Source organism: Paenibacillus sp. CCS19, assembly GCF_033239625.1.
GTDB lineage: Bacteria > Bacillota > Bacilli > Paenibacillales > Paenibacillaceae > Paenibacillus_T.
Window position 1 is genome coordinate 96,358 of the sequence record NZ_BTCK01000017.1, and the last position, 25,379, is coordinate 121,736.

Sequence of the window (25,379 nt, forward strand, 5' to 3'; positions counted from 1 at the left end):
GAATAAATATTCAACCAGGAAAGGATGCCTTTTGTCCCCCTTGACCTTCGCTTCAAGACATGCTAATGTTCCATTATTAAGACGTTGACAAAGGAGTGCCCCTATGAGCGAACAACCTATCGAACCAACAACAGAAGCAGCAGCGGAAACGGCAGCAGAGAAGAAGATGTCGCAAGCGGAGAAGGCGAAGGCGCTTCTCGCACAGAAGAAGCAAGGCAAAGGCGGCGGCCAACAGCAGCATCAATCTTCCGGCGTTAACGCAATGAAGTCTCAGAACAATGCGAAACCGCAGAATCATCGGAGAAAAATGGGTGTGTAGCGAAAGCTCCACACCTTTTTTCTGTCTATAGCCCGATATCCCTATTTGCGCGAGACAGCGGTCGTGGTATAATGTAAGCGCTGACAATACTTCCGACGAGGGGGCTTGAGGAAGAATGCGTGTAGCGTCGAATTCAGTTCGTAATTTGTATGACTTTGAGGTCGAACGGGATATTTTATTTTTCAAAGTCAACAGACAGGGTCTCGTCAGTTTTCACGGAGTCAACTACAATCTTAAGAAACCTATGACTCGTGAGCAGCTAACCAAGCTGACGAAGGAAGGTACTTTCGCTGAAGTAGCATCGAATTGTTACGTTAATCTGTTGAAGGTGCTTGCAATGAATGAAGACAGCGTATGCCTAGGTGCGGATTCGACGGGCGCGAAGAATCTTCCGCTCACGAAGCGACAGCTCCAAGGGCTGAAGTCGAGAATGATGGCATCCCGCCGCGTTCCCTCTTAACCGAGGTCCATCGCTTCATAATGAAGAAAGCTGCCCCGTAGATCATGTTTACATGACCTGCGGGACAGCTTTTTTTCATTTGCTTCAAATGCGCTGCAAATGTTCGAAACTTTCGGGGTCGGACGAGCGTATTACTCTCCTGCAGGAGGCGTAAAGCTGCGTGCGGCGAATGCCTCGTCCATTGAATAGAAAGCATTGCTGTCTTTCTCGATCCGTTTGAGCTTCTGAATAATGTTGTCGAACAACGCTTCTTCTTCGACTTGCTCATCGATGAACCACTTCAGGAAGCCGATGGTCGCATGCTCGCGATCGTTCCATGCAAGGTCGGACAGCTTATAGAAGCGCTGCGTATTAACCTGTTCATGATGGTATCCGTCCTCAAATGCCTCAAGAATCGAATTGTAGTCGTTCTTTGGTGCACCAAGTGCATCCAGCTTCGCGCGTTTGCCGCGGTCGTTAAGAAACTTATAAATTTTCATCGCGTGGAACCGTTCTTCCTCGGCTTGTACGATGAAGAAGTTAGCGAAACCGTCAAGGCTCTCTCCAGAACAATACGCTGCCATTGCCAGATAGACGTGTGCGGAGTAGAATTCGAAATTCATCTGCTCATTAAGTGCTTCAACCAATGTGTCTTTCACGGTAAATCAGCTCCTTCCAATCTTTTCTTGCGCTTGCTTGAACCTAGTATAGTATACGCCAACAGCAACCGACAATGAAAAACGCCACAAATCAGACAAAATTCATAGATGAAGAGAAGTGTTATCATTGCTTCATAAAGGTTATATTAGTTAGGTTAATTAACCAAGTTTTTTAGTTTGCTTACAATTCCGTGCCGGAATGGGAGTTTATAAATGTTGACATAGGTGCGCGGAGTTGTAAAATACACTATAGACATTTGGCAAGAGTCCGTGTTCAAAAAGTCGGGTTTTCAGCACCGAGACGCAAGATTCGACGTCGAATAGGCTTCATGACTCTCTTCGTGATCAAAAGCCGACTTTTTGAACAACCTCTAGGAGCAAGGAGTGCATACAAGTGGCTTTATTAAATCGAATACTGCGTCAACGATTTTTTTATTTTACCATTCTCATCTTGATCAAGAGCGTAATCGCATGGTTCGTCGTGTTCAACGAAGGTCCGTCGCTTATGACGCTGGTTACGGAGATCCCGTTCTTCTGGGCCGTGTTCTGTGTCATTGAATGGCTCGCCGGCAAACGAAAAATGCTTTATTACATGATAACGAACTTATTATTAACGCTGCTATACTTTACCGTGCTCATGTACTACAAGTATTACGGCGTTATCGTCACGTATCATGCAATTGCTCAGGCAGACAAGGTAACGAAGGTCGGCAACAGCACGTACTCGTTGCTTGATCCGTATTACCTGCTTATTTTCATTGATATCGTCGTTCTCACTGCCCTCTTATTGAGACCGAAGTACAAGGCGATCCGTCAAGCAGCCACCATGAAGCCTGTGAACCGCAAGGTACTCACGTACGTCTTCGTCTTCTCGGTAGGCTTATGCCTCTTCAACATCTGGCCTAACCGCGCCAGCATGAACGAGAACAAGCAAGCGGAAGAAATGGGCATCCTCAACTATGAGGTCTATACAATCTTCGCCGATACGAGCGAGGATGAAGAAATCGTAGATAAGTCGGAAATTACGCAAGCGGCGATTAATGAGCTCAAAGGTGTCTCGCCATCGCCGAACCCGCAATATTATGGCAGTGCCAAAGGCAAAAACCTGATCATTCTTCAGATGGAATCATTCCAAGACTTCCTGATCGGACTGAAGATCGACGGACAAGAAGTGACGCCGAATATGAACAAACTCGTCAAAGAAACGTTCCACTTCGATCACTTCTATACAATGGTTGGCCAAGGTACGACGTCGGATGCCGAATATGTTGTGAATACGTCGATGTACGTGCCGAAGCACGAAGCGGCAACGGAGCACTATGTCGACAAAGCATTGCCAAGCTTGCCGAAGCTGCTGCAAGCGAACGGCTATACAACGGCAACGTTCCACACGAACAGCGTAGAGTTCTGGAACCGCAAAGAGCTGTACCCTTCCCTTGGCTGGGAGAAATATTATGACCAAGCGTTCTTCGGTGACGATGATCATGTAGCGTTCGGTGCTTCAGACGCCATCCTGTACGAGAAAACGTTGGCGAAGCTGACTGAGATGGATAAGAGCGAGCAGCCATTCTACGCACAGGTTATCTCGATGAGCGCGCACCATCCGTTCGATCTTCCAGAAGAGAAGTATCACATGACGCTTCCGGAAGAGATGGAAGGCACGCTGGTGGGCAACTACATCCATGCGCAGAACTACGCGGACTACGAGCTCGGCAAGTTCCTCGAAGGTCTGAAGACTAGCGGCCTGTGGGACGATAGCGTCATTATGTTCTATGGCGACCACCAAGGCTTGTCCCTCTATTCGTTGAAGAACAACGAGAAAGAAATGCTCAAAGATTTGCTCGGACATGAATATGGCTATACAGAAATGTTCAAAATTCCGCTCGTCATTCATGCGCCAGGCGTGACGTATCAATCGACGATCGAGAAAACGGGCGGCGAGATCGATATCGCACCTACAGCTGTGAACCTGCTTGGTATCTCGTATGACAATCAGATTCACTTCGGCCAAGATCTGCTCAACAATGATTCGAACGTTCTGCCGATGCGGCACTTCCTGCCGACTGGCTCCATCGTGACGGAAACGAGCATGTTCCTTACCGGCAAAGGCTTCGAGGACGGCACCGATTACCGAATTGAGGACAGTGCAGAGATCGACGACAAAGACAACAAAGCAACGGAGCAGCAATACTTGAACGGTCTGCGGCTTCTGCAGCTGTCGGACAGCTATGTGAAGCAGCTGCCTGACAAATCGACAACGACCTTGATTACGAAATCGGGCATGGAATAATCGTTTTATTACGTTCATACACGCAAACGGCGGTGCAGATTTAGTCTGCACCGCCGTTTTTGTTTATATGCCGAATATCGCCTCGAGAGAGGTCTTTTTACTTACCGCTCGCTGATGAGGCCGAGGCGATAAGTCCTTTCAGCAGCTCCGTGCCTTTCTGCTGCTGATAATCCTCCTTCTTCAGCTTCTCGCGAAGCAGCTCCATCAGCTTATTCATCGTGCTGTCAGCCGTTTCACCATTCGCTGGCTCGATTCCTTCTGCTTGCTGCAGTCGAATGACAGCCGACTTCGTCGCCTCGTCATAGACGCCTTCCGACGCGCCTGCCGGATCATAGCCGAGCGCTGTGAGCATCTGCTGCAGTGTCTTTACGGAATCACCGTAGTCGCCCTGCTTCATGACCGTACCCGATGGAAGCGCAGTTAGCTCTGTGTAAGAAGGCAGCGACACCTTGACGTCGGGCTCGACGCCTTTGCCGTTAATCCAATTGCCCTCTGGCGTACGCCACTGAGCTTCCGTCAGACTGAGCACCGACAAGTCCTTAAACTGGCTGAAGCGCTGCACGACGCCTTTGCCGTACGTTGTTTCGCCGACGACAGTTGCACCCGCCGACTCCTTGAGCGCGGCTGTAAGCACCTCTGCGGCGCTTGCAGAGTGACGATTCGTCAGTACGATGATCGGCAGCTTCCATTCTACTGCCTGCTTCGACTTGTATGTCTGGATGCTCCGTTCCTCCTTGGAGACGACCTGAAGAATCGTCTTGCCTTTAGGAATAAGCTGATCCGCAATCGTAATGGTCGGAACGAGCAGTCCGCCTGGATTGCTGCGGACGTCGAGCAGAAGCCCTTTCATTCCCTGCTTCGTAAGGTCATCAATTGCATCTCGGAACTGCTCTGCCGTCTTCTGTGCGAACCTTGATATCACGACATAACCGATGCCATCCGGCTTCATCTCGTACGTGACCGTCATAACCGGGATGGCTGCACGCGTCATCGTTACCGTAAGCGGTTCTGCAAGCTTCGGACGCGATACGGTAATGCTGACCTTCGTGCCGATCTCCCCGCGGAGAAGCTCGATCAGCTTATCCATGGCGATTCCAGTGACAGAGGTACCCTCGACGGCCGTGAGCGTGTCTTCTGCCTTGAGGCCCGCTTTCTCAGCAGGTGAATCTTTTATGACGGAGTCCACGATAAAGGCATTGTTTTCTTCGCGAAGCTGGATGCCGATGCCGACAACCTCGCTCTCGTAGTTCTGAACGTAAGCTTCACCGGAATCGCCGATGAGATACTTCGAGTATTTGTCGTTGAGCGACTTGACCATGCCCTCAGCAGCACCGTCAATAAGCGCCTTCGGCTCTGCACCGTTCAAGTACTCTGTCATAATTTCATTGTAGGAGGCCGACAAGTTTCGGAACGTCGCCTCTTTGATAATCGGATGGCGCTCCCGCACCCAGACGACGCCGCCTGCGAACCCCGCCGCTCCTGCCAGCAGTGCACCCAACAGGCAGATGACCGTGAAACGCTCGCGCGCCGCTTGTGAAGCGAATATTTTCATAGGCCTGACCAGCTTTCTTCTCAATCTGAGCTAGATGATACTGCAACGAAGTACCAGCAATTTAACCTTTCAAAACAACACGTGTACGCGTACGTGCGGACTGCAAGCAGGCATCGACCAGCTTCATGTTGGCAATCGCATCCTCAGCTGAGTACGGATAAGGCGCTTCGCCGAACACGGCTTGGGCAAAATAGTCCGCCTGCAGCGTATAGTTGTTGATGCCTTCGAACGAACCTTCCGTGCGCGAACCATCCTTCGTATGTACAATGAGAGGATCTGCGTCTGTGAATGCGCCTTTCATCTCGATTCGGCCTTCCGTACCGAGAATCTCAATACCTTGGCGATAGGCTGCCCACATGCCGCAGTCGAACGTCATCCCAACGCCGCCTGCGAATTCGATTAAGCCAGATGCCTGCATATCTACACCGCCGTGCTCGTCCGAGAAGAATGCATGAACGGTAGCCGCCTCCGGCTCTCTGTCAATGATCCAGCGTGCCGCTGTGAGCGGATATACGCCGACATCATAGATCGAACCGCCGCCCCACTCCTGCCGATAACGTACATTGCCTGCGTCTGCCGCATTATTGAACGTGAAACTGCCGTTAACGGCACGCAGCTCGCCGATCTCGCCGGATGCGAGGAGCTCCTTCACGCGAGCCACACGCGGATGCAAACGGTACATGAACGCCTCTACGAACAGCACGCCTGCTTTCTTGCACGCTTCGATCATTTCGATCGCTTCTTCGGTATTGAGCGCTGCCGGCTTCTCGCACAGCACATGCTTGCCCGCTTCAGCAGCCTTGATCGTCCATTCCTTATGGAGATGGTTCGGCAGCGGGATGTAGACCGCGTCAATATCTGGATCAGCTAGCAGCTCCTCATATGAGCCATACGCTTTCGGAATGTTCAGCTTCGCAGCCGCCTCCTGCGCCTTCTCGATGCCGCGGCTCGCAATTGCGTCTACCTCGCCCCGCTCCGACTTCTGAATGGCCGGAATAACACTATTCACTGCAATATTAGCAGATCCAATAACGCCCCAACGTAATTTCACGAATTGCTCACAACCCTCTCCCGCATGAATTAAGAACCGGTTCAATGACCGGATAAAGCCAATGGATCATTCTGCCACATCGATAAAGCTATTCTCATTATAAAGGACAATCGTTGGATATAAAAATTGTGCACGAATCGTTCACAGCTTGCTGCAGTCATTTCCACCTATACTGGAGGTGACAGCTCTAATAAGGAGGTTGCTTGCCTATGCCAACCGCTCAGGCACCAGAACCCATATGGAAACAGGCTTCTGTCCGTTCACGCCGAAACCTGCTGTTATTCCTTGTTTTTGCGGCTTGTATCTACATAGTGGATTTCCTGCTCATCAGAATTGTACCTGTGCTGCCATCGGAAGCGGATAGCCGCTGGCTCGTTGGCGCGATCTTCTTCGATTATGTCATCCTTGTGCCGATCCTCTATTATACCCTTGTCATTCGGAAGCAGGATGGGCGCTGGTCCGCTTGGCAGCGGGTACTACCAATTGCTGCGCTCGGCGGCCTTATTGTTCTCGTCGCACTCCCTTCCAGCATGCACGGCGCCGTTATTGTTGCAGAGATGCTCCTGCTGCCGATCGAGGCGGTGTTTCTAACCGTGGAGCTTCGAATGGCGATCACGGTATTCCGTACAGTCAGGCGTCTGACACTTGAAGGTCGGCCATTCCCCGACGCGCTGCACGCAGCGTTAAGCTCGGGCAGACTTGCCGCCTACATCCGGCACGATCTATTGGTGCTCTATTACCTGTTCGGCTCGTGGCGCAAACGTAAATCGATTGTCGATCAGAGCGCTGCAGCTGCGGACGAGCATTTTACCTATCATCATCAAACTTCACTGTTTCTGTTCTCGGCTATGCTGACCAAGGTGCTTGTCATTGAGAGTATCGTTGTTCATATACTCGTCGCTAGGCTTAATGATTACGCAGCTTGGATTCTGACAGCGGGTTCGTTGTGGATCATTGCCCTGCTCTGGACAGACTGCCGCCGCTCTGTGCTCGAGCCCATTCGTTTGACTGAGGAAGGCATTGACTTAAAGTATGGGCTTCGGCTGAATGGCCCTATTCCTTACTCGGCGATTGACCGAGTACACAGCGGAATCGATCTGCAGCCGACGAAGGAAGAACGCAAGCGCTCTGCAGTTGCACCGATGGTAACGCCTAACATACGAATTACACTGCGGAATGCAGTGACGCTCGAAGGTTTGCTTATGCAGCCACAAGAGGTTCATGCGATCTACATTGCAGTTGATTCTCCGGCAGCGTTCGTCGAATCGCTCCGTAGACGACTGCTCTAGACTGCAATTCGCCATTCATTTCCTATAGAAGGCCCACTTCTATCAGAGAAACCCTATTGCTGTAAGCGCAACACATGCGCTACAATCTCCGTGAGAAAGCCTCTATCGAGGCCATTCGAAGAGGAACGACCTATGTGGAAACCGTACAAGGGAGAAATCTAACTATTATGTATAAACTCATTGCAATCGATATTGACGATACGCTGCTCAACGACGAATTGGTTGTTACCGAAGGAACGAAGCAAGCGATGGCTGCCGCCATCGAGCAAGGGGTTCTCGTTACGCTGGCCACAGGCCGCATGTATGCCTCTGCACGTAAGATCGCGAACCAGATTGGCCTGAATGTGCCGATCATTACGTACCAGGGTTCACTCATCAAGACGCTTATCGACGGCGAGGTGCTCTATGAGCGCAGCGTGCCGACCGATGATGCGAAGCTGTTGAACGAGTACTGTCTGAAGCATGGCCTGCATCTGCAGCTGTACGTGGATGATGTGCTGTATGTACGCGAGGATAATGACAAGGCGAAGATGTATTCCAATTTGTCCAAAATCCCGTACGTCGTCGCAGACGACTTTGACGCACTGCTGAACGAGCCGCAGACGAAGATGCTTATTATCGACGATCCGGATCTGCTCGACCGGGTAGCCGAAGAGCTGAAGCCTCTCATCGGCGAACGTGTACACATTACGAAGTCGAAGCCGCATTATCTGGAATTCACGCATAAGGAAGGAACGAAAGGCCACGCGCTTCGCTTCCTGGCTGAACATATCGGCAGCACCTCTGAACATGCGATTGCGATCGGCGATGCATGGAACGACCGCGAGATGATCGTGGAAGCAGGGCTTGGTGTTGCAATGGGCAATGCGCTCCCGGCGCTGAAGGAAATCGCCAACTACGTAACGCTCACGAACAATGAAGAAGGCGTCCGCCATGTCATTGAGAAATTCGTACTGAACGCTGCGCCTGCAGGAGTTCATTCATAAACTCGTACGCAACAAGAAAGAGCTGTTCCAGTTCTCTCCACTTACGAGTCGTCTACAACGTAACATTTTACGCAGCAACCGAATGTCTGTTGCAATCCGTACAATGGAATACACAGAATCAACCGATATTAGGTGCTTCCGTTGCAATCTGTGCAGCAGGATTCCGACTCGATCGGACCGTTCTACAAGTAAAGAAAAAGCCGAATGCTGCGAGCACTCGACTTAACATCTAGAATCGGTTACAATCGTTTACTGCACTTAGCCGGTTCACTTCTTTTTCCAATTATGCTATCATAGCAGTAAAGAAGCCGAGTGCTGCGAACACCCGGCCTAACAATTGGCTTGGATGGATTATCCCTTCTAAGTTAACCAGGAATAAACCCACCTTTGGCGCTAACCTTGGGGTGGGTTTTTACTTTCTCTTGTTGTTGGAATTGATGTAGGTTAAAAGTGCAAGGATAAACGATCCGAACAGAAACATGATCGTTAACGCATCCTTAACTTCCATGGCATCACCTCCTTTCGAAGGGAAACCATGACCACCCAAGATTCAATTGTCTTTTATATTGTACCATCATCTTCCACTCGAGACATCCTATCCTAGGACGCATATCGCATCTTAAGTGCTTGAATAAACACATCCACCGGTTCTTGACGTTAGATCTTTCAATGTATCTTTGGTTGCTTTAAAGACGATCATTATGCTTCCCCCAAATAAGCCAGAACGATTTCCGCCCGCTCCTGCACCGTATGGGTTCCTTCGATTCTTACCACCGGGCATTTCAAGTCTCTGATCCAATGCTCGTGCAGCGCTCTGCTCCTCACGTTCATTCCGCCAGTATCATATCGGGATGCCCAATCTAAGAATGCTTGCGACTGTTCGTACATCATACCGCCAGGCAGCATCTTATCCCCGTACCTTTCGTACTCTCTGTTCTTCAATCTTTGCAATCTAATTTCGCTAGGCACGGAGAGATATACAACCAAGTCGAATAACGGCTTGAGCGCATCTCCCCAACCGCAGACCGCACCCGAAAGAATCCATTGTTCATGCGAGTTCAGATCATCGGACAACAGTCTGACCCTTGATTGAGGATCTCGTTGCTTCGTAAATTTCTCCTGCCAAAAATAATCATCTCCATCAAAAACCCGATGAGGGAGATGGAGCGACAGCTCTTTACCAAGCGTAGAGGTCCCCGATCCAGAGGCACCAAATATGTGAATTCGATTCATCATTCTATCCTCCTCGATATAACCCATCTAACTTATCCGCCAGCTCTTTCCCAACGAAGCTCCTTCAAGTCCGCAATTCGAACAAGCTTCTCCCGATACGGTGTCAGTCTCATCTCAAAATCAGCACGATTGCGCTCAAATTCATTCGTCCATCTATACATCATCCGCAGCATCTTCAGATCCGACTTATAGCCGCACTGCTCGATGCCAAGCTGCTGCTTCACATATCGGACAAATATGCGGTATCGCCTCTTCCATAACGGTGGATCTAATACAATAATCGTATCAGCCATCTCATATAGACAGCGATACGATGTTCGGTCGACGCCTTCGAATATCCAGCCGCCGCCTCGGTCAATGTCCTCGATGACTTCCTGCTGTTCCTTCGGTGTCCGCTTGATGCGTCCCTCATCCGTCTGATGATAAACGATGTTATCGAGCTCATGCCACGGCACATTTAACTGCCTCGATAACTGCCTCGCCATCGTCGTCTTCCCGCTTGCTACAATGCCAACGATATAGATTTTGCGCATATCATGCCGCCCTCCCAGGTCAGCTTTAGCTAGTAACGAGTATCGATCCGATCGTCGATCTAGATCAGATCAGTACAGGCTATTCGTCCGAATTACCGTATAGTTCCGCCACTCGGCTGGCAGCAATCGATTGTAGGGCTGCGCTAAATAACGATCATCAATGAGCAGCAGCCTGCCATGATCATTCTCTGAACGAATTAGCCTCCCCCCGGCTTGCAGCACTTTGTTCATCCCCGGATACACATAAGCATAGTCGAAGCCATTGCGTTCCGAACGCTCGCAATAATCGCGAATCATATCCCGCTCCAGCCCCACCTGCGGCAGCCCTACCCCAACGACAGCAACTGCCGTCAACCTGTCACCGACAAGGTCAACGCCTTCGGAGAAAATGCCGCCCATCACGGCAAAGCCAACAAGCGACTCTTCGCTTCCTGCTTGGAACGAAGCTAGAAACGCCTCGCGCTCTTCCTCGCTCATTACCCCTGTCTGGACAATCGTCCGAACGGATAGCGCAGGCGGTTCAGACGCAAGCAGCGCCATGAACGGCTCGTACACATGGTTCATATAGTCATAGGAAGGGAAGAACACGAGTGAATTGCCCGCCTGCTTTTGTTCCGTTACCGTCTCATACAACGCCCTTGCGATTGGTTCATAGCTTCGGTCACGATCCCGATACCGCGTCGACAGCGGCAGAATCTTCACCTCCAGCTGATCCGCCGAGAAAGGCGAAGGAACTGACAACGAATAGTCCTGCTCGTTATCGCCGCCGAGCATGTCGATATAATAAGGCATTGGCGACAGCGTAGCTGAGAAGAAAATCTGCGTGCGAAACCCTTTGCCCGCTTGTCGCAGCAGATGCGATGGATCTAGACAGAACAGCTTGATCCGCACCTCACTCTTCCAATGCTCCGCAATCGTAATGTAACGCTCGTCGTACAGCTTCGCGATACGAGCCAATTGCTGCGCCGCATAATACGTATCCAGCAGCAGCGCCGCAGCTTCAGGACCAGCCGCGGACGCGGCAGTAGAAGAGGAAGCCAGCTCCTGCGCCGCCGCTTCCGCGAACGATTCCACCGATGCGATGAGATCTGCCGGCATCGTCTGCGAGACGGCTTGTCCATTGCCAAGCGACGTCCATACAGCTTGGGTCTTCACCTGCTGATCGGAAGCATCCGCCAATGCCTCCGCATGATCGATCACGAATGAATCTCCGTCGAATAAATCCCCAACGAGACTCGGATCAGCACCACTTTGACCGCTATCTCCGCCATCGCTCTTGGTTAAGCCCAGGCTCAAGCTCTTGCGCAGCTGCAGCAGCCATTCATTCACGGCCTTCGCAGCTTGGTGCACCTCCGTATTCACGCTCTTGTATGCTCGCATAAGCTGCAAATAAGCATCCTTATTCATCGCCGCCGAGTACATCTCGCGTCCCCGATCGACCAAGTTATGCGACTCGTCGACGAGTACGGCCGTCTGCCGTTTCCGCTCCTCGAACATACGCTTCAGACTGATCCGCGGGTCGTAGATATAGTTATAATCGCCAATGATCGCATCCGACGCATAAGCAGCATCAAGCGACATCTCGAACGGACATACCCGATGTTTGCGCGCATACCGCTCGATAACGGTCCGGGTCATTATCGTCTCGCTGCCCAGCATATCGAGCAGCGCATCATTGATTCGGTCATAGTAACCATCAGCGAACGAGCAATGCTCCTTGGAACAGCGCATTTCCTCTTGGAAGCAGATTTTGTCCTTCGCCGTGAGCGTAACGACATGCATATGCAGACCGCCCTCTTGCATGAGGCGGAACGCATCCTCTGCCGCTGTCCTCGTAATCGTCTTCGCCGTGAGATAGAACAGAAACGCAAGCCGCTCCTCGCCAATCGCCTTCACCGCCGGGAACAGCGTCGATATCGTCTTGCCGATGCCGGTCGGCGCCTTCGCGAACAGCTTCGAACCGTCCGTCACCGCTTGATACACAGCACCCGCGAACTTACGCTGACCGGCCCGATACTCGGCAAAAGGAAACGACAGCGCCTTCGCGCTCGCCAGCTTCTGCTCGGTATACTGGATCAGCATTCGCGCATATGGCGCATACAGACGAACCGCATCCATCACCGTGTCGCGCAGCTGACTGCTGCTTAGCACCCGCACGAAAGCACGCCGTTCGTCTGTCGTCGAGCTCACGTAAGTGAGTCGAACCCGCATCTCGTCCAACTGATGTTCGAGTGCGTATATATATGCATAACAAATCGCCTGTGCCCAATGGACGACAGGCGCGTCATCTCCATTCTCTGGCAGCATCCCCGCCATCGACTTGATTTCATCAATCATAACGCCGTCATCGGTCTGCAGCAGACCGTCACATCTGCCTTCAATGAAGAAACGGATTCCTTCATAATCGAGCCCCGTCTTCAGCTCATACTCCCGCACATCTTGAGGGCCGTATTCAGTTTGAAGCGATTGATGAATCCTCGTCCCTTCAGCCAATGCAGCTGCCGAGCGAAAGCCGGATACAATATCTCCGCTCCGATAAGCATACTCGACCAGCTGTCGTACAGACAGTTGTACAGATGGCAGGTTATGGGCGTTCTCCACGTTGATACACAGCTCCTAACGGCAGCTAGCCAGAACATTCGTTCCTCCCATTGTAGCATGCCGTCGCCTCTATGTGCACATGGCTGCGCCTAGCTGTGAATGCAATAAGGATAGGACTGTTCTAGTGAACAGCCCCCTATTCTTAACACCATCTATACGACTTCCTTGAAGATCGACGCGATCGCGTTCAACTGCGCCATCGTTACATCGCCATAACGTGCAATGCGCGGCTCTGCACCGCTCAGATCGATAATCGTGCTGGACTTTGTCGTCCCTTGCGCTTCGCCCTTCAGAATATAATCGACCTTATCACCCACTTGGCGGAGCGACAGCTCCAGATCGACAAGCACGCCGTCCGCTTGACCTGACAGGTTCGCCGACGTCATCGCAACCGGCATATTCGTATATTGCATCATGCCGCGCCATACCGGATTACCGAGGCAGCCGAGCGATACCGTTGCACCTCCGCATACCATGCGGTCCGAGATCGTGGTCTTTCTAGGCAGGATGATGTTGAGCGGTCCTGGCCAGAACGCTTCCGCGAAAGCTTGCACTAGTCCAGGGTCCGGTGCATCCGCATACTCCTTCCATTCGTCCGGCTCGAGGAAGAACAGCGTCAGCGCGGAAGTCGCAGGACGGTTCTTAATGGCGAAAGCCCGTTCGATCGCCTCATCCTTCCAAGGATTCAGCGTCAGCGCCAAGTTCGTGTCGCTCGGCGCGACGACAATCCCTCCATTGACGATACATTCTGCAGCCGTACGGAAATTCGCTTCGCTAGCTGCTAATACTTTGGACGGAGCATTCATGAGGAATCATTCCTTTCACTTTCCCGTTATGGCTGTGCTGTTTACTCATTTGACTGCTATACATCCAAATTAACATCCGCTGTAAATTGAATCCAATATACGCTATCTATCTTTTTATAGGATGAAACTATAATTCGGTTCACTTTAATTGAATTTTGTGAGAACAGCATTTTCAATACAACGCGCAGTTAGCTAGCGGCGCTTCCATTTCCCTTGGAGCCGCGTGAAAGTCACCGGCGCCAAATGAGGCAGGCCGGTCTTCCTGGCCAAGTGCTTCGCGCTGGCGAATCCGTCGACCTGTCCGCGATCGTTTAACAAAACACAAAAACTCCCCCTTTTAAGCACCATATAGTTGCTTTGAGGAGGAGTTTTCCGTATCGATATTTTATGGAAATTTTAACAGGGTTATAGCCGCTATGCGCCCGGGAAGCTCACGGATTCCACAAAGCCAAGAACAACATACTCAACGTCTCCGTCAGCTTTCCTGATCGTCGCGTATGACTGCTGCACAGCTTCCAATACACCTGTAACGACAACAGCTGCCGTGGAGAGCACCGTAGTTTCTCCAATTCGGGTCAGCAGCAGCTTGTAAATGGCCGTACTCGATTGCGCCGCCAGATTGTTATATTCAATGCCCATCCGAATGACTCCCTTCCGATAAACCGGCTTTAGCAGCACTCTCTGCAGTCTGTTGGAATGGAATAAGCGTTCTTCGATGTGAGATGATTCGAACGCAGCGTCTAATTCGATGCTTCTCCATCCGTTTTCTCCGGTGCAGCTTTGCGCGTACTAATGCCCGCACCGAGCTGCCGCTCCGTCTCATACGCCGTTTGCGGGTTCTCGATTGATTGCTCAACTGAGCTCCTAATAGGGTCACGCTTCCACTCCTCCACCTAATATGCTGTTCCTATACGATATGGAAACGCTTGATTGTTGGACTAGGGGAATGACAGTGGGCTGTATCCTCTTTTTGTGAACAACAAAAAAGCTTCGCCGCGGCGTTATGCCTGCATCGAAGCTTAATCATCATATTCTCTTGCACTAGATTCCTGCAAGAACCTGATACCATACGCCCTTCTTGGAGTAAAGGTTCTCACGGACGCTGCTCCAGCCGCCCAAGTATTCAATGTCGAACAAGCCCTTCGGCTGCTCGAATTGATCCTTCACTTGTTCAGCCGTCTTCTCATTCACAGGACGGAATCCGTACTCTGCGAAAATCTGCTGCGCTTCTTCCGACACCAGGTAGTCGACGAAAGCTTGCGCCGCTTCTTCTACCCCGTGCTTCTTCGCATTCTTATTGACGACAGCTGCCGGATTCTCGATCAGAATCGTATCGTCCGGAATAACGATCGTATACGGCACTCCCTGCCGGATACGTGCGCGAAGCTCGTTCTCGTACGTCACAATGACATCGCCGACGCCATATTCGAATGCCGCCATCGATGCCCGGCCGCTTTTATCAAGCGACTCCACATTATGATGGATGCTCTTCAGAAACTGCTTCGCATATTCCGGATCCTTAGCGCCCGTCTCCCGCTCAGCCTTCTTGAGTCCCGCGCCATAGATCGCGTTAATGTCCCACTGTGCACCGCCGGAAGTCTTCGGATTCGGGTACAGCACCTTCACGCCTTTGCGCGTCAGATCGTCCCAACCTTTAATGCCAAGCGGATTACCGTCGCGCGTGCCGAGTACGACGACGGAATCTGTAATCATTCCTTTATAAGCATTATCAGCCCATGTATCGTCAATGAGTCCAGCCTTCTGGATCTTATCAATATCCGTTGACATGGCAAGTGCCGCAACATCCGCATCGAAGCCGCCAATGATCGACCTTGCCTGCGTGCCGGAAGCTTCATAAGATTCTTGGAACACGATCTTCTGTCCCGTCTTCTGAAGCCACTGCTCCTGGAATTTCGGCAGAAGTTCGCCGAAAGCATCCTTCACAACCGAGTAAGCACCGATGACAAGCGTGATATCGCCTTTATTCTGACCGTTCTGCTCCTCGCCTGAGCTCGTATTCGAACTACTGCCGCAGGCCGTCAGCAGAAGGAGTGCGCTGAGTCCCGTCAATACGATCTGCACCCGTTGACGGGCAGCTTTGTTAGCTATCCATTTCCACATGAATATTGCCCCTGACCGCATTCTAGTTGACCGTACCGGATTTAGATGAAAATCGGCATCGGATCTTCTTTGAGCTTGTTCTCCATAATCCAACTGTCGTTGTCGTTGAACATATAAGCGCGATGGACGAGTACGCTGAGCGCGTCGCCCGGATGAAGCACTTCCTTCTCCAACGAACGGTACGTGATCAGCTTCGCATTGCCCGCCTCGATCTCAACCATCCACTCGCTGCCGCGGAAATGAAGCTGCTTCACGCGGCCCTCCATCGCAGCGGATGCAAGACCGATCTCGCCCGGCTTGCCGATCTCAATATATTCCGGACGGATGAGCGCCTTCGTGCCGTGCCAATTCGAGGCTTCCTCGAAGCCGCGGATCGAACCGATGTTCTCGATGATCGTCGATTCACCGATGAAGCCGGCCACGAACGGCGTTTCGGGATTTTTATATATATCCCAAGGAGTGCCCTTCTGTTCCAGACGTCCCTTGTTTATAATCATGATCTCGTCGGCAACCTCGATCGCTTCCTCTTGGTCATGCGTAACGAAGATCGAAGTAATGCCGACACGCTCAATCAGATCTTTGAGCCAAGTGCGCAGCTCGGAACGAATCTTCGCGTCGATCGCTGCGAACGGCTCGTCGAGCAGCAGCAGCTGCGGCTCTGGCGCAAGCGCGCGAGCGAACGCCACACGCTGTCGTTGACCGCCTGAGAGCTGGTGCGGGTAACGATGTTCGAAGCCAAGCAGTCCCGTCAGCTCAACAAGCTCCATGACGCGCTTCTTGATCTGCTCTTTGGATTGCTTCTTGATCTTGAGCCCGAACGCGATGTTATCGTATACCGTCATATGCTTGAACAGCGCATAGTTCTGAAATACGAAGCCGATGCCGCGCTCCTGTGGAGGCAGATCGTTCACGCGTTGACCGAGAAACTCGATATCGCCGGACGTTGGCGTCTCTAGACCTGCGAGCATGCGCAGAATCGATGTTTTGCCGCCGCCGCTTGGTCCAAGAAGACCGATCAGATGGCCCTTTTCAATCGTAAAGCTGACATCGCGCACCGCATGAAAATCGCCAAACTGTTTGTTTAAATTCCGCACCTCGATATGCATCGTCTAATGCACTTCCTTTCGTTTCTTCGCCCATTCCATGAGCAAAAGCAATCCGACGGAGAAGGCTGCCAATACGAGTGCAACGCCGTTGGCTGCTGTTACATTGAAGTTCTCTACGTCCTGGTAGACGAGCGTTGTCGCTGTCTGAGTCTTGTTAATAATGTTGCCGGAAACGACCAGCACCGCGCCGAATTCACCGAAACATCGTGCGACCGTCAGAACGATACCATAGATGACGCCCCAGCGAATCGCTGGCCAAGTGACTTTCCAGAACGTGTACCACGAGTACGCCCCCAGCGTCGAGGCCGCTTCCTCTTGCGAAGTACCGATCTCCTGCAGCACCGGCATAATCTCGCGAACCATCATCGGGAACGTTACGAATAGGGTTGCGATAACCATGCCCGGGAATGCATAGACGATACTAATTCCTGCCTCATTAAGCAGGGAACCGATTGCCGTATTCGGGCCTAGCAGCAGGACGATCATGAGACCGCCAATGATAGGAGACACGGCAAACGGAAGATCCAATATGCTGTTAAGCAGCTGCTTGAGCTTGCCCGGCAGCCATTCCGCTCTAACGAGATAGAGTGACAGCATAACGCCAAACAGCGTGTTTATAATCGTAACGACGATCGTTATAAGTCCGGTCATCATAAGCGCATGCAATGCTTCCGGCCGGCTCAATGCATCAGCAAAGCCGCCCCATCCATCGCCCATAGCGCCGGTAAAGATACGAATTAACGGAATGATAATAAGGATGATAAAGATGATATACGTTATCGGGATCCATACTTTTTTCATTTGCCGGTCCTCCTCGCTTGAACTCTGCTAACGATCCAGAGAATAAGGAACGAGAAGGTTAACAACAAGATGGAAACCGCAGCGGCGCCTTGCGAGTTGTCGCTCTCGATCTCGCCATAAATATAAACGGAAGCGATGAGCGTCTTACCCGGGATGTTGCCAGCCACCAGAACGACTGCGCCGAATTCGGCGAGTGCACGGGAGAAGGCAAGCATGCCGCCGCTCAATACGCCTGGCAGTAAGGAAGGGAAAATAATTTGAATAAACGTCTTAGCCTTCGTTGCGCCCATCGTGTAGGCGGCTTCTTCCTCCGATTTGTCCAGCTCCTCCAGCAGCGGCTGAACGGCGCGAATGACGAACGGGAAAGTAACGAATACCATCGCAACGACGATCGCTGGTTCATGGAATACGATCTCGAAGCCAAGCTTCTCAGCAAGCGTTCCAACCACACTGTTCGGTCCAAGCAGCAGCAGAATCATTAATCCGCCTACTGCAGTCGGCAATGCGAACGGAAGATCGACGAGGCTGTTAAGCAGCCGGCGTCCGGCGAACTTGTAACGGTTCAACGTCCAGCCAATCATCGTGCCTATGAGAATGTTAATGATCGCTGCTATGAGAGCCAGCTTCACGGTCAACAGCACAGCCTTCCAAGCAAGTGGATCGGATATGCTCTCGTAGAATGGTGCCCATCCCAACGAGAAAGATTGCGTGTAGATGCCAATAATCGGGATAATAATCAACATGATGAAGTAGAGCATAACCGTGCTGCGGAAACCGAAGCTCCACCATCGGCTGCGGAACTTTAAATTCATATCAGCGGACAGACCTCCAAACCATCGGCTCGAGCCGTAGGACAACGTAGCTTGCCATTCTTGATATAACAATTCCTATTAAAGTACTTGGTATTATTAATTTAGCAGACGTAAAGGCATCACGTCAATCCTTTATGTTCAAAATTGATGCGTTGCATGAGAAATAGTTATATATGCAGAGAAAGAGCCGCTCCATCCGATCGCTATCGGATATGGAGCGGCTCTTCCGCACCTTGCCGCAAGTCTTATCGTTATTCGCCGTCGATCCGGTAGACTGACTCGCCTTTCGTAATGACAGCCTGCCCTTGCGTCAGATCCGTCACCCATGCGATGAACGAATCCGCTTCATCTTCGATCGGCAAACAGGTCACCGTCACTCGATCGGTAAAATCAGTTCCTTCCACGCGCAGCTCGCGTCCGCGGAACTCATTCTCCAGCTTGCCGTACCACGTGTAATCGGCGTCGACGATGACTTCGCGATGAAGCACGTACTCGATCGCTTCGCCCGCCTCCGTCGCTGCGACAGCGCCATCCGCGTATGCGCGGATTAGGCCTCCTGCGCCGAGCAGTATGCCGCCGAAGTAACGAGTGACGACGATCGCAACATTTTTCAAACCTTGATTCTTGATGACCTCGAGAATAGGCTTGCCCGCCGTGCCGCTTGGCTCACCGTCATCCGAAGCCTTCTGAATCTCATCGCGCTCGCCGATTACGTAGGCCGAGCAGTTGTGCGTCGCCTGGCGATGCAGCTTCTTGATCCGCTCGATGAAGGCGATCGCCTCCTCCTCGGAGGCGACCGGCGTGCCGTACCCGATAAAACGCGACTTGCGGATGACGATTTCCTTGTCTCCCTCGCGTCTTAACGTCTTATATCTAGGCAGCATTACAGACGAGCTTCCAGCTCCGCTTTTTCTTTCTCGTAGCCAGGCTTGCCGAGCAGCGCGAACATGTTCTTCTTGTATGCTTCAACGCCCGGTTGGTCGAACGGATTAACGCCCAGCAGGTAGCCGCTGATGCCGCAAGCTTTCTCGAAGAAGTATACCAGGTAGCCGAACGTGTATGGCGTCATGTCGGCGATGTTGACAATCAGGTTCGGCACTTGACCGTCCGTGTGTGCCAGCAGCGTGCCTTCGAACGCTTTTTTGTTAACGAAATCAAGCGTTTTGCCTTCGAGGAAGTTCAGACCGTCAAGGTCTTCTGCATCGCGCTGGATCGTGATGTGCTCTGCAACTTCCTTCACTTGGATAACCGTCTCGAAGATGTTGCGGTTGCCTTCTTGGATGAATTGGCCCATCGAGTGCAGGTCTGTCGAGAAGTCAACGGATGCCGGGTAGATGCCTTTATAGTCTTTGCCTTCGCTCTCGCCGAACAGCTGCTTCCACCATTCCGATACGAAGTGAAGCGATGGCTCGTAGTTCACGAGGATTTCCGTTGCTTTGCCTTTGCGGTACAGAGCGTTACGAACTGCAGCGTATTGGTAAGCTTCGTTCTCTGCCAGGTTCGGGTTGCTGTATTCTGCTTGCGCGTCTGCAGCGCCTTTCATCATTGCGTCAACGTCGATGCCCGCAACTGCGATTGGCAGCAGGCCAACAGCCGTCAGAACGGAGTAGCGGCCGCCTACGTCGTCTGGAATGATGAACGACTCGTAGCCTTCTGCCGTTGCCAGCGTCTTCAGAGCGCCTTTTGCTTTGTCCGTCGTAGCGTAGATGCGCGTACGAGCTTCTTCTTTGCCGTATTGCTTCTCGAGTGCGTCTTTGAAGATACGGAAAGCGATAGCCGGCTCCGTCGTCGTACCCGATTTGGAGATAACGTTGATCGACCAGTTGCGGCCTTCAAGCAGCTGCAGCAGGTGCGTTACATACGTCGAGCTGATGTTGTTGCCTGCGAAGAAGATTTGCGGCGTTTTGCGGTTAGCGTCCGTCTGAACGTTGTAGAACGAGTTCGACAGCATTTCGATCGCTGCGCGAGCGCCGAGGTACGAACCGCCGATGCCGATGACGATCAGCACTTCGGAATCGGATTGGATCTTCGCAGCCGCTTGCTTGATGCGCGCGAATTCTTCTTTGTCATAAGCCGTTGGAAGGTCGATCCAACCGAGGTAGTCGGAGCCTGCGCCCGTGCCGTTGTGGAGCTGCTCATGAGCCAGTTTGACTTGGCTTGTCAGATAGTCAACCTCGTGTTGGCCGACGAACGTCAACGCTTTGCTGTAATCAAATTGAACTGTTTTACTCATAATATTGCCTCCCTATTCGAAATCAATGGTTTGAGGATTGTGCTACAATTACTTAGAGCAAAATCATTATAGAAAAGCAGGTGCTATTGCTAATGACAACATCCATTGGTTTTATCGGCCTTGGCACGATGGGCTATGCTATGGCAGCCAATCTGCTGCGCAAAGGCTTCGACGTGACCGTCTACAACCGCACCGCCGCTAAGGCAGAGCAGCTTCGCGAGCTAGGCGCAGCTGTTGCTGCAACGCCGGCTGATGCCGCCCGTGGACGATCGATCGTCATTACGATGGTCAGCAACGATGACTCGATCCGAGACGTCTACGATGGCGCGTCGGGCATCTTCTCCGCCGTATCCGAAGGTACGGTAATCGTCGACAGCAGTACGATTTCACCCGATCTAGCCCGTCGTTTGGCAGCAGATGCTGCGAGCCGCGGAGCAGTATTCCTGGATGCTCCGGTCACAGGCAGCAAGCCTGCAGCGGAAGCCGGCATGCTCGTATTCATGGTCGGAGGCAGCGCCGAGGCGGCACTTGCCATCGAACCTGTTCTGCTCGCAATGGGACGGAAGGTTATTCCGATGGGTCCAAGCGGCAGCGGCGCAGTTGCTAAGCTGGCTCATAACACGGTCGTCGGCATCAATACCGCCGCTCTCATGGAAGGCTTCGCCATTGCAGCCAAAGGCGGCATTGACGGCAGCTTGTTCCTGGAGCTAATCCAATCCGGGGGTGCAGCGAGCAAAGCGGCTGAGCTAAAGGGCGGCAAGCTGCTCGGACAAGATTACAGCGTTCAGTTCGCGCTTGAGCTGATGCTCAAGGATTTGCGACTATCGTCCGTTCTATCCGATAAGCTTGGTGTTCCAACGCCTCTGCTCGAAGCTGCGAAGAGCTTGTACCAAGTCGGTGACGCAGCCGGTCATGGCCAGCTTGATCTCTCTGCCGTTGCGAAAGTATACGAGCAGTGGATTGGACGGGCTATTGGTGAAGGTAAGTAAACCCTCAACAGAAGCCTATAAGTTCTGTTAACGAGAAGGCCGCATGCGACAGGCATGCGGCCTTCTCGTCCGCTGTCGAATCCGCCTTCATGCGTCTTCCTCCACTAGCGCCGTGTGCAGCTCAATTGCTGATTCTTATTCGTGGATATAAGAGCAGATATAATCGGTCACCGTCGCGATTTGAAGCTTGAACTTCACATTAGCAGGTACAGTGAACTCGCCCTTGCCTTGGATATGTAACCATTCTGTTTCTCCTGGCAGCAGCACCTTCAGGTCGCCCGCCTGGATCTCCATGATTTCTACGCAGTCCGTACCGAACTCGTAGTCGCCCGGCAGCATGATGCCGAGTGTCTTCTTCGTTCCGTCAGCGAAAATAACTGCACGGCTTGTTACTTTACCTTCGAAATATACGTTTGCTTCTTTTACTACCGATACGCCATCGAACTGAGACATTAGACAACTCTCCCTTGCATGAATGAAATGCATGTATTCGATTATAACTTTTAAACCAAGTATATGGTAAAACATAAGGCGCGGCGCGGAGAGCGCTGCGCCTTATGCATGAACCTAAAGACTATTTCAGCAGACCTTTAACTTTGCCGACAACATTCTCAACCGTGAAGCCGTACTCTTTGATGACGCGGTCGCCAGGAGCGGATGCGCCGAACGTGTTGATGCCGAGTACTGCGCCTTGGTCGCCAACGAAGCGGTCCCAACCGAATGGATGAGCCATCTCGATTGCCAGACGAGCTTTAACGTTCGGCAGCAATACGGAGTCTTTGTACTCCTGCGATTGCTTGTCGAACAGATCCCAGCTTGGCATGGAGATAACGCGAACTTGGATACCTTCAGCAGCAAGCGCTTCTTGAGCAGCAACTGCGAGCTGTACCTCGGAGCCCGTTGCAATGATTTGTGCAACTGGTTGACCGTTAGCTGCATCAGAGATAACGTAAGCACCTTTTTTGATGCCTTCGCGCGCTTTTTCAGCCGTACCTTCCAGGACTGGCAGGTTTTGGCGCGACAGCACGAGCGCAACTGGGTTCGATTTGTTCTCAACCGAGTAAGCCCAAGCAGCGGACGTCTCGTTCGCGTCAGCCGGACGGATAACCGTCAGGTCAGGGATGATGCGAAGCGATGCGAGCTGCTCGATTGGTTCGTGCGTAGGGCCGTCTTCGCCGACTGCGATCGAGTCGTGCGTCAGCACGTACGTAACAGGCAGCTTCATCAGCGCGGACAGACGAACTGCCGGACGCAGGTAGTCGGTGAATACGAAGAACGTACCGCCGTATACTTTGAGACCGCCATGCAGCGTGATGCCGTTCATTGCAGCTGCCATGCCGAACTCACGAATGCCGAAGTAAATGTTACGGCCGTCGTATTGACCTGCTTTGTACACCGGCAATCCTTTGAGATGCGTCATCGTCGAGCTTTCGAGGTCAGCGGAGCCGCCCACGAAGTTCGGGATGTTCTTAGCCAAGCCGTTCAGAGCGTTACCGGAAGCAACGCGCGTCGATACAGGCTTGTCTTGCGTCGTGTATGCCGGAAGGTCAGCGTCCCAGCCTTCTGGCAGATCGCCGGCGATAGCCGTTGCGAATTGCGCAGCGAGCTCTGGGTGAGCTTCTTTGTATTGTGCAAAAGCAGCGTCCCAAGCAGCGTTCGCTTGCTCGCCAGCTTTCTTAACTTCTGCGAAGTGAGCTGCAACTTCAGCCGGAACCGTGAACGGCTCATGCTCCCAGTTGTAGAATTGTTTCGTCAGAACCGTCTCGTCAGGACCGAGCGGGGAACCGTGCGGACCTGCATGGCCGCCTTTACCGCCTTTGTTCGGGCTGCCGTAGCCGATAACCGTCTTCACTTCGATCAGCGTCGGCTTGGAAGCTTCAGCTTGTGCCGCTGCGATTGCTTTGGAGATTGCATCCAGATCGTTGCCGTCTTCTACGCGCAGCACTTGCCAGCCGTAGCTTTCGAAACGCTTCTGAACGAGCTCCGAGCTCGACAGGTTCAGTTCGCCGTCCAGCGTGATGTCGTTCGAGTCGAACAAAACGACGAGTTTGCCCAGCTTCAAGTGACCTGCAAGGGAAGCTGCTTCATGGGAGATGCCTTCCATGAGGTCGCCGTCGCCGCAAATGGAATACGTATAGTGATCAACGACGTTAAAACCGTCTTTATTGTAAGTAGCGCCGAGCTGCGCTTCTGCCATAGCCATGCCGACAGCCATTGCAAAGCCTTGGCCGAGCGGACCCGTCGTAGCGTCAACGCCAGCCGTGTGGCCGAACTCTGGGTGACCTGGAGTCTTGGAACCCCATTGACGGAAGTTTTTGATCTCGTCGATCGACAGACCGTATCCGGACAGGTGAAGAAGGCTGTAAAGCAGCATCGAACCATGGCCTGCGGACAGGACGAAACGGTCCCGGTTGATCCAAGTCGGATTGGACGGGTTATGGTTCATTGTTTTTGCGAACAATTGGTAGCCCATTGGCGCCGCACCCATTGGCATGCCCGGGTGGCCCGATTTCGATTTTTCGATCGCATCGATTGCCAGTGTGCGAATCGTGTCGATCGAAAGCTGATCGATGGACTTTTGCGTAACTGTCATTGCTAAATTCCTCCTATTTGCCCATTATAATGCCTTTATTATCTCTCTTTATGGATAATGCGCGCTGTACTAGCGTGCGCAATGGCTTTGAAATATTGTACCACTGTCCAAGGTGCATTACCATATCTAAATGCCGCTTGGTGTGATTACGATATCCGATGCCAATCATAAAAATATATTATATCGAAGTCCAAATTCAAGCTTAAACCGAACATTCATCGAAAATTAATGTAGAACTTTCGTAAAGTCCGATAATCTCGAATATTAACAAAATACACACAAAAGGGCTCTAAAGATGACGGCGCCTGCGTAAAATTTTCAAGTGCCGCATCGATAGAGCCATGTATATGTGAACAGGCTGCCGCAAGCATACGGCCCCGGCAGAACCAGCCAATATTAGCCTTACCAGAGAGAGCGAGAATTAATCGTAAACGAGACATTGGAGATGCAAAAAAGCTTTCTGGGGCCAAAATGGCGAACACGTCCATTTAAGTGGGGTATTCCTGCGCTTACGGTTTCCTCGATGTTAGAATAGCGCTCCGTTTTCTGATTTAAACGGGGTTAAGCCACTCCTACACTCGTGGAATCCTCGCTCTCGGCCTTTTAAGTGGGGCTTTCCCACATGTATTCCCTTATCAGCGTTAGAGGAAAGCTCCGTTCTCCGATCTAAGCAGGGTTAAGCCACTCTTACACGTGCAGAATCCTCGCTCTCGGCCTTCTAAGTGGGGGTTTCCCACATGTATTCCCTTATCAGCGTTAGAGTAAAGCTCCGTTCTCCGATCTAAGCAGGGTGAAGCCACTCTTACACGTGCAGAATCCTCGCTCTCGGTCTTTTAAGTGGGGTTTTCCCACATGTATTCCCTTATCAGCGTTAGAGTAAAGCTCGATTCTCCGATCTAAGCAGGGTTAAGCCACTCCTACACTCGTGGAATCCTCGCTCTCGGCCTTTTAAGTGGGGCTTTCCCA

General features: G+C 51.9%; 24 protein-coding genes. 6 read left to right on the forward strand and 18 right to left on the reverse strand.

Annotated features, from left to right (window positions below; translation table 11 throughout):
* The first annotated feature begins 103 nt into the window (after positions 1 to 103).
* Positions 104 to 319 carry a hypothetical protein gene (locus SBI19_RS14020; protein WP_317969149.1) on the forward strand — a complete coding sequence of 72 codons (216 nt, stop codon included), beginning with the start codon at positions 104 to 106 and terminating at the stop codon, positions 317 to 319.
* A gap of 115 nt (positions 320 to 434) precedes the next feature.
* On the forward strand, positions 435 to 779 hold the full coding sequence (locus SBI19_RS14025) for a hypothetical protein (RefSeq protein WP_317969151.1): 345 nt from the start codon (positions 435 to 437) through the stop codon (positions 777 to 779).
* Positions 780 to 910: 131 nt separating this feature from the next.
* Here SBI19_RS14025 and SBI19_RS14030 read toward each other — a convergent pair whose 3' ends face one another.
* Positions 911 to 1,417 carry a ferritin gene (locus SBI19_RS14030; protein WP_317969153.1) on the reverse strand — a complete coding sequence of 169 codons (507 nt, stop codon included), beginning with the start codon at positions 1,415 to 1,417 and terminating at the stop codon, positions 911 to 913.
* A gap of 394 nt (positions 1,418 to 1,811) precedes the next feature.
* Here SBI19_RS14030 and SBI19_RS14035 point away from each other — a divergent pair, with 394 nt between their 5' ends.
* On the forward strand, positions 1,812 to 3,707 hold the full coding sequence (locus tag SBI19_RS14035; protein WP_317969155.1) for an LTA synthase family protein: 1,896 nt from the start codon (positions 1,812 to 1,814) through the stop codon (positions 3,705 to 3,707).
* A gap of 97 nt (positions 3,708 to 3,804) precedes the next feature.
* On the opposite strand, the gene SBI19_RS14040 is transcribed toward SBI19_RS14035, so the two are convergent.
* Positions 3,805 to 5,259, reverse strand: a complete 1,455-nt coding sequence (locus SBI19_RS14040) for a S41 family peptidase (RefSeq protein ID WP_317969157.1) — start codon at positions 5,257 to 5,259, stop codon at positions 3,805 to 3,807.
* A gap of 61 nt (positions 5,260 to 5,320) precedes the next feature.
* Complete coding sequence (locus SBI19_RS14045) at positions 5,321 to 6,310, reverse strand: Gfo/Idh/MocA family protein (RefSeq protein ID WP_317969159.1); 990 nt, start codon at positions 6,308 to 6,310, stop codon at positions 5,321 to 5,323.
* 209 nt (positions 6,311 to 6,519) lie between these two features.
* On the opposite strand from SBI19_RS14045, the gene SBI19_RS14050 reads away from it, so the two are divergent.
* Both SBI19_RS14050 and SBI19_RS14055 read left to right on the forward strand, forming a co-directional pair.
* Positions 6,520 to 7,599 (forward strand): hypothetical protein, encoded by a 1,080-nt coding sequence (locus SBI19_RS14050; RefSeq protein ID WP_317969161.1) that lies wholly within the window; start codon positions 6,520 to 6,522, stop codon positions 7,597 to 7,599.
* 167 nt (positions 7,600 to 7,766) lie between these two features.
* Complete coding sequence (locus SBI19_RS14055; protein ID WP_317969163.1) at positions 7,767 to 8,585, forward strand: Cof-type HAD-IIB family hydrolase; 819 nt, start codon at positions 7,767 to 7,769, stop codon at positions 8,583 to 8,585.
* Between the two features lie 412 nt (positions 8,586 to 8,997).
* On the opposite strand, the gene comI is transcribed toward SBI19_RS14055, so the two are convergent.
* The 13 genes from comI to SBI19_RS14120 form a co-directional block, all read right to left on the reverse strand.
* Positions 8,998 to 9,093, reverse strand: coding sequence for a competence inhibitor ComI (gene comI / locus SBI19_RS14060; RefSeq protein WP_219930283.1), 96 nt, complete (start codon positions 9,091 to 9,093; stop codon positions 8,998 to 9,000).
* A 191-nt stretch (positions 9,094 to 9,284) separates the two neighbouring features.
* Positions 9,285 to 9,821 (reverse strand): ATP-binding protein, encoded by a 537-nt coding sequence (locus SBI19_RS14065; protein ID WP_317969166.1) that lies wholly within the window; start codon positions 9,819 to 9,821, stop codon positions 9,285 to 9,287.
* 29 nt (positions 9,822 to 9,850) lie between these two features.
* Positions 9,851 to 10,351 (reverse strand): P-loop NTPase family protein, encoded by a 501-nt coding sequence (locus SBI19_RS14070; RefSeq protein ID WP_317969168.1) that lies wholly within the window; start codon positions 10,349 to 10,351, stop codon positions 9,851 to 9,853.
* Between the two features lie 69 nt (positions 10,352 to 10,420).
* Entirely contained in the window at positions 10,421 to 12,952 is a 2,532-nt protein-coding gene (locus SBI19_RS14075; RefSeq protein ID WP_317969170.1) for an ATP-dependent DNA helicase, read from the reverse strand.
* A gap of 152 nt (positions 12,953 to 13,104) precedes the next feature.
* Entirely contained in the window at positions 13,105 to 13,758 is a 654-nt protein-coding gene (locus tag SBI19_RS14080) for an L-threonylcarbamoyladenylate synthase (RefSeq protein WP_317969172.1), read from the reverse strand.
* A 414-nt stretch (positions 13,759 to 14,172) separates the two neighbouring features.
* The gene (locus tag SBI19_RS14085) at positions 14,173 to 14,397 is read right to left on the reverse strand and encodes a hypothetical protein (protein WP_317969174.1); all 225 of its coding nucleotides are present in this window, start codon (positions 14,395 to 14,397) and stop codon (positions 14,173 to 14,175) included.
* Between the two features lie 101 nt (positions 14,398 to 14,498).
* Positions 14,499 to 14,651 carry a hypothetical protein gene (locus SBI19_RS14090; protein ID WP_317969176.1) on the reverse strand — a complete coding sequence of 51 codons (153 nt, stop codon included), beginning with the start codon at positions 14,649 to 14,651 and terminating at the stop codon, positions 14,499 to 14,501.
* Between the two features lie 148 nt (positions 14,652 to 14,799).
* Positions 14,800 to 15,879 carry a sulfate ABC transporter substrate-binding protein gene (locus SBI19_RS14095; RefSeq protein WP_317969178.1) on the reverse strand — a complete coding sequence of 360 codons (1,080 nt, stop codon included), beginning with the start codon at positions 15,877 to 15,879 and terminating at the stop codon, positions 14,800 to 14,802.
* A gap of 41 nt (positions 15,880 to 15,920) precedes the next feature.
* Positions 15,921 to 16,985 (reverse strand): sulfate/molybdate ABC transporter ATP-binding protein, encoded by a 1,065-nt coding sequence (locus SBI19_RS14100; protein WP_317969180.1) that lies wholly within the window; start codon positions 16,983 to 16,985, stop codon positions 15,921 to 15,923.
* Between the two features lie 3 nt (positions 16,986 to 16,988).
* Positions 16,989 to 17,786 (reverse strand): sulfate ABC transporter permease subunit, encoded by a 798-nt coding sequence (locus SBI19_RS14105; RefSeq protein ID WP_317969182.1) that lies wholly within the window; start codon positions 17,784 to 17,786, stop codon positions 16,989 to 16,991.
* Positions 17,783 to 18,598, reverse strand: coding sequence for a sulfate ABC transporter permease subunit CysT (gene cysT / locus SBI19_RS14110; RefSeq protein ID WP_317969184.1), 816 nt, complete (start codon positions 18,596 to 18,598; stop codon positions 17,783 to 17,785). The genes SBI19_RS14105 and cysT overlap by 4 nt, the downstream gene beginning before the upstream one ends.
* Before the next feature lie 251 nt (positions 18,599 to 18,849).
* Positions 18,850 to 19,482: a YigZ family protein gene (locus SBI19_RS14115; RefSeq protein WP_317969186.1), complete on the reverse strand. Its 633-nt coding sequence runs from the start codon at positions 19,480 to 19,482 to the stop codon at positions 18,850 to 18,852.
* Positions 19,482 to 20,831, reverse strand: a complete 1,350-nt coding sequence (locus SBI19_RS14120; protein WP_317969188.1) for a glucose-6-phosphate isomerase — start codon at positions 20,829 to 20,831, stop codon at positions 19,482 to 19,484. Before SBI19_RS14120 ends, SBI19_RS14115 begins: the two co-directional genes overlap by 1 nt.
* A 92-nt stretch (positions 20,832 to 20,923) precedes the next feature.
* Here SBI19_RS14120 and SBI19_RS14125 point away from each other — a divergent pair, with 92 nt between their 5' ends.
* Positions 20,924 to 21,820: an NAD(P)-dependent oxidoreductase gene (locus SBI19_RS14125; protein ID WP_317969190.1), complete on the forward strand. Its 897-nt coding sequence runs from the start codon at positions 20,924 to 20,926 to the stop codon at positions 21,818 to 21,820.
* A gap of 135 nt (positions 21,821 to 21,955) precedes the next feature.
* Here the strand turns inward: SBI19_RS14125 and ppnP are convergent, their stop codons facing one another.
* Both ppnP and tkt read right to left on the reverse strand, forming a co-directional pair.
* Complete coding sequence (ppnP, locus tag SBI19_RS14130; RefSeq protein ID WP_317969192.1) at positions 21,956 to 22,273, reverse strand: pyrimidine/purine nucleoside phosphorylase; 318 nt, start codon at positions 22,271 to 22,273, stop codon at positions 21,956 to 21,958.
* A 121-nt stretch (positions 22,274 to 22,394) separates the two neighbouring features.
* Positions 22,395 to 24,413 (reverse strand): transketolase, encoded by a 2,019-nt coding sequence (gene tkt, locus SBI19_RS14135; RefSeq protein ID WP_317969194.1) that lies wholly within the window; start codon positions 24,411 to 24,413, stop codon positions 22,395 to 22,397.
* Positions 24,414 to 25,379: the final 966 nt, after the last annotated feature.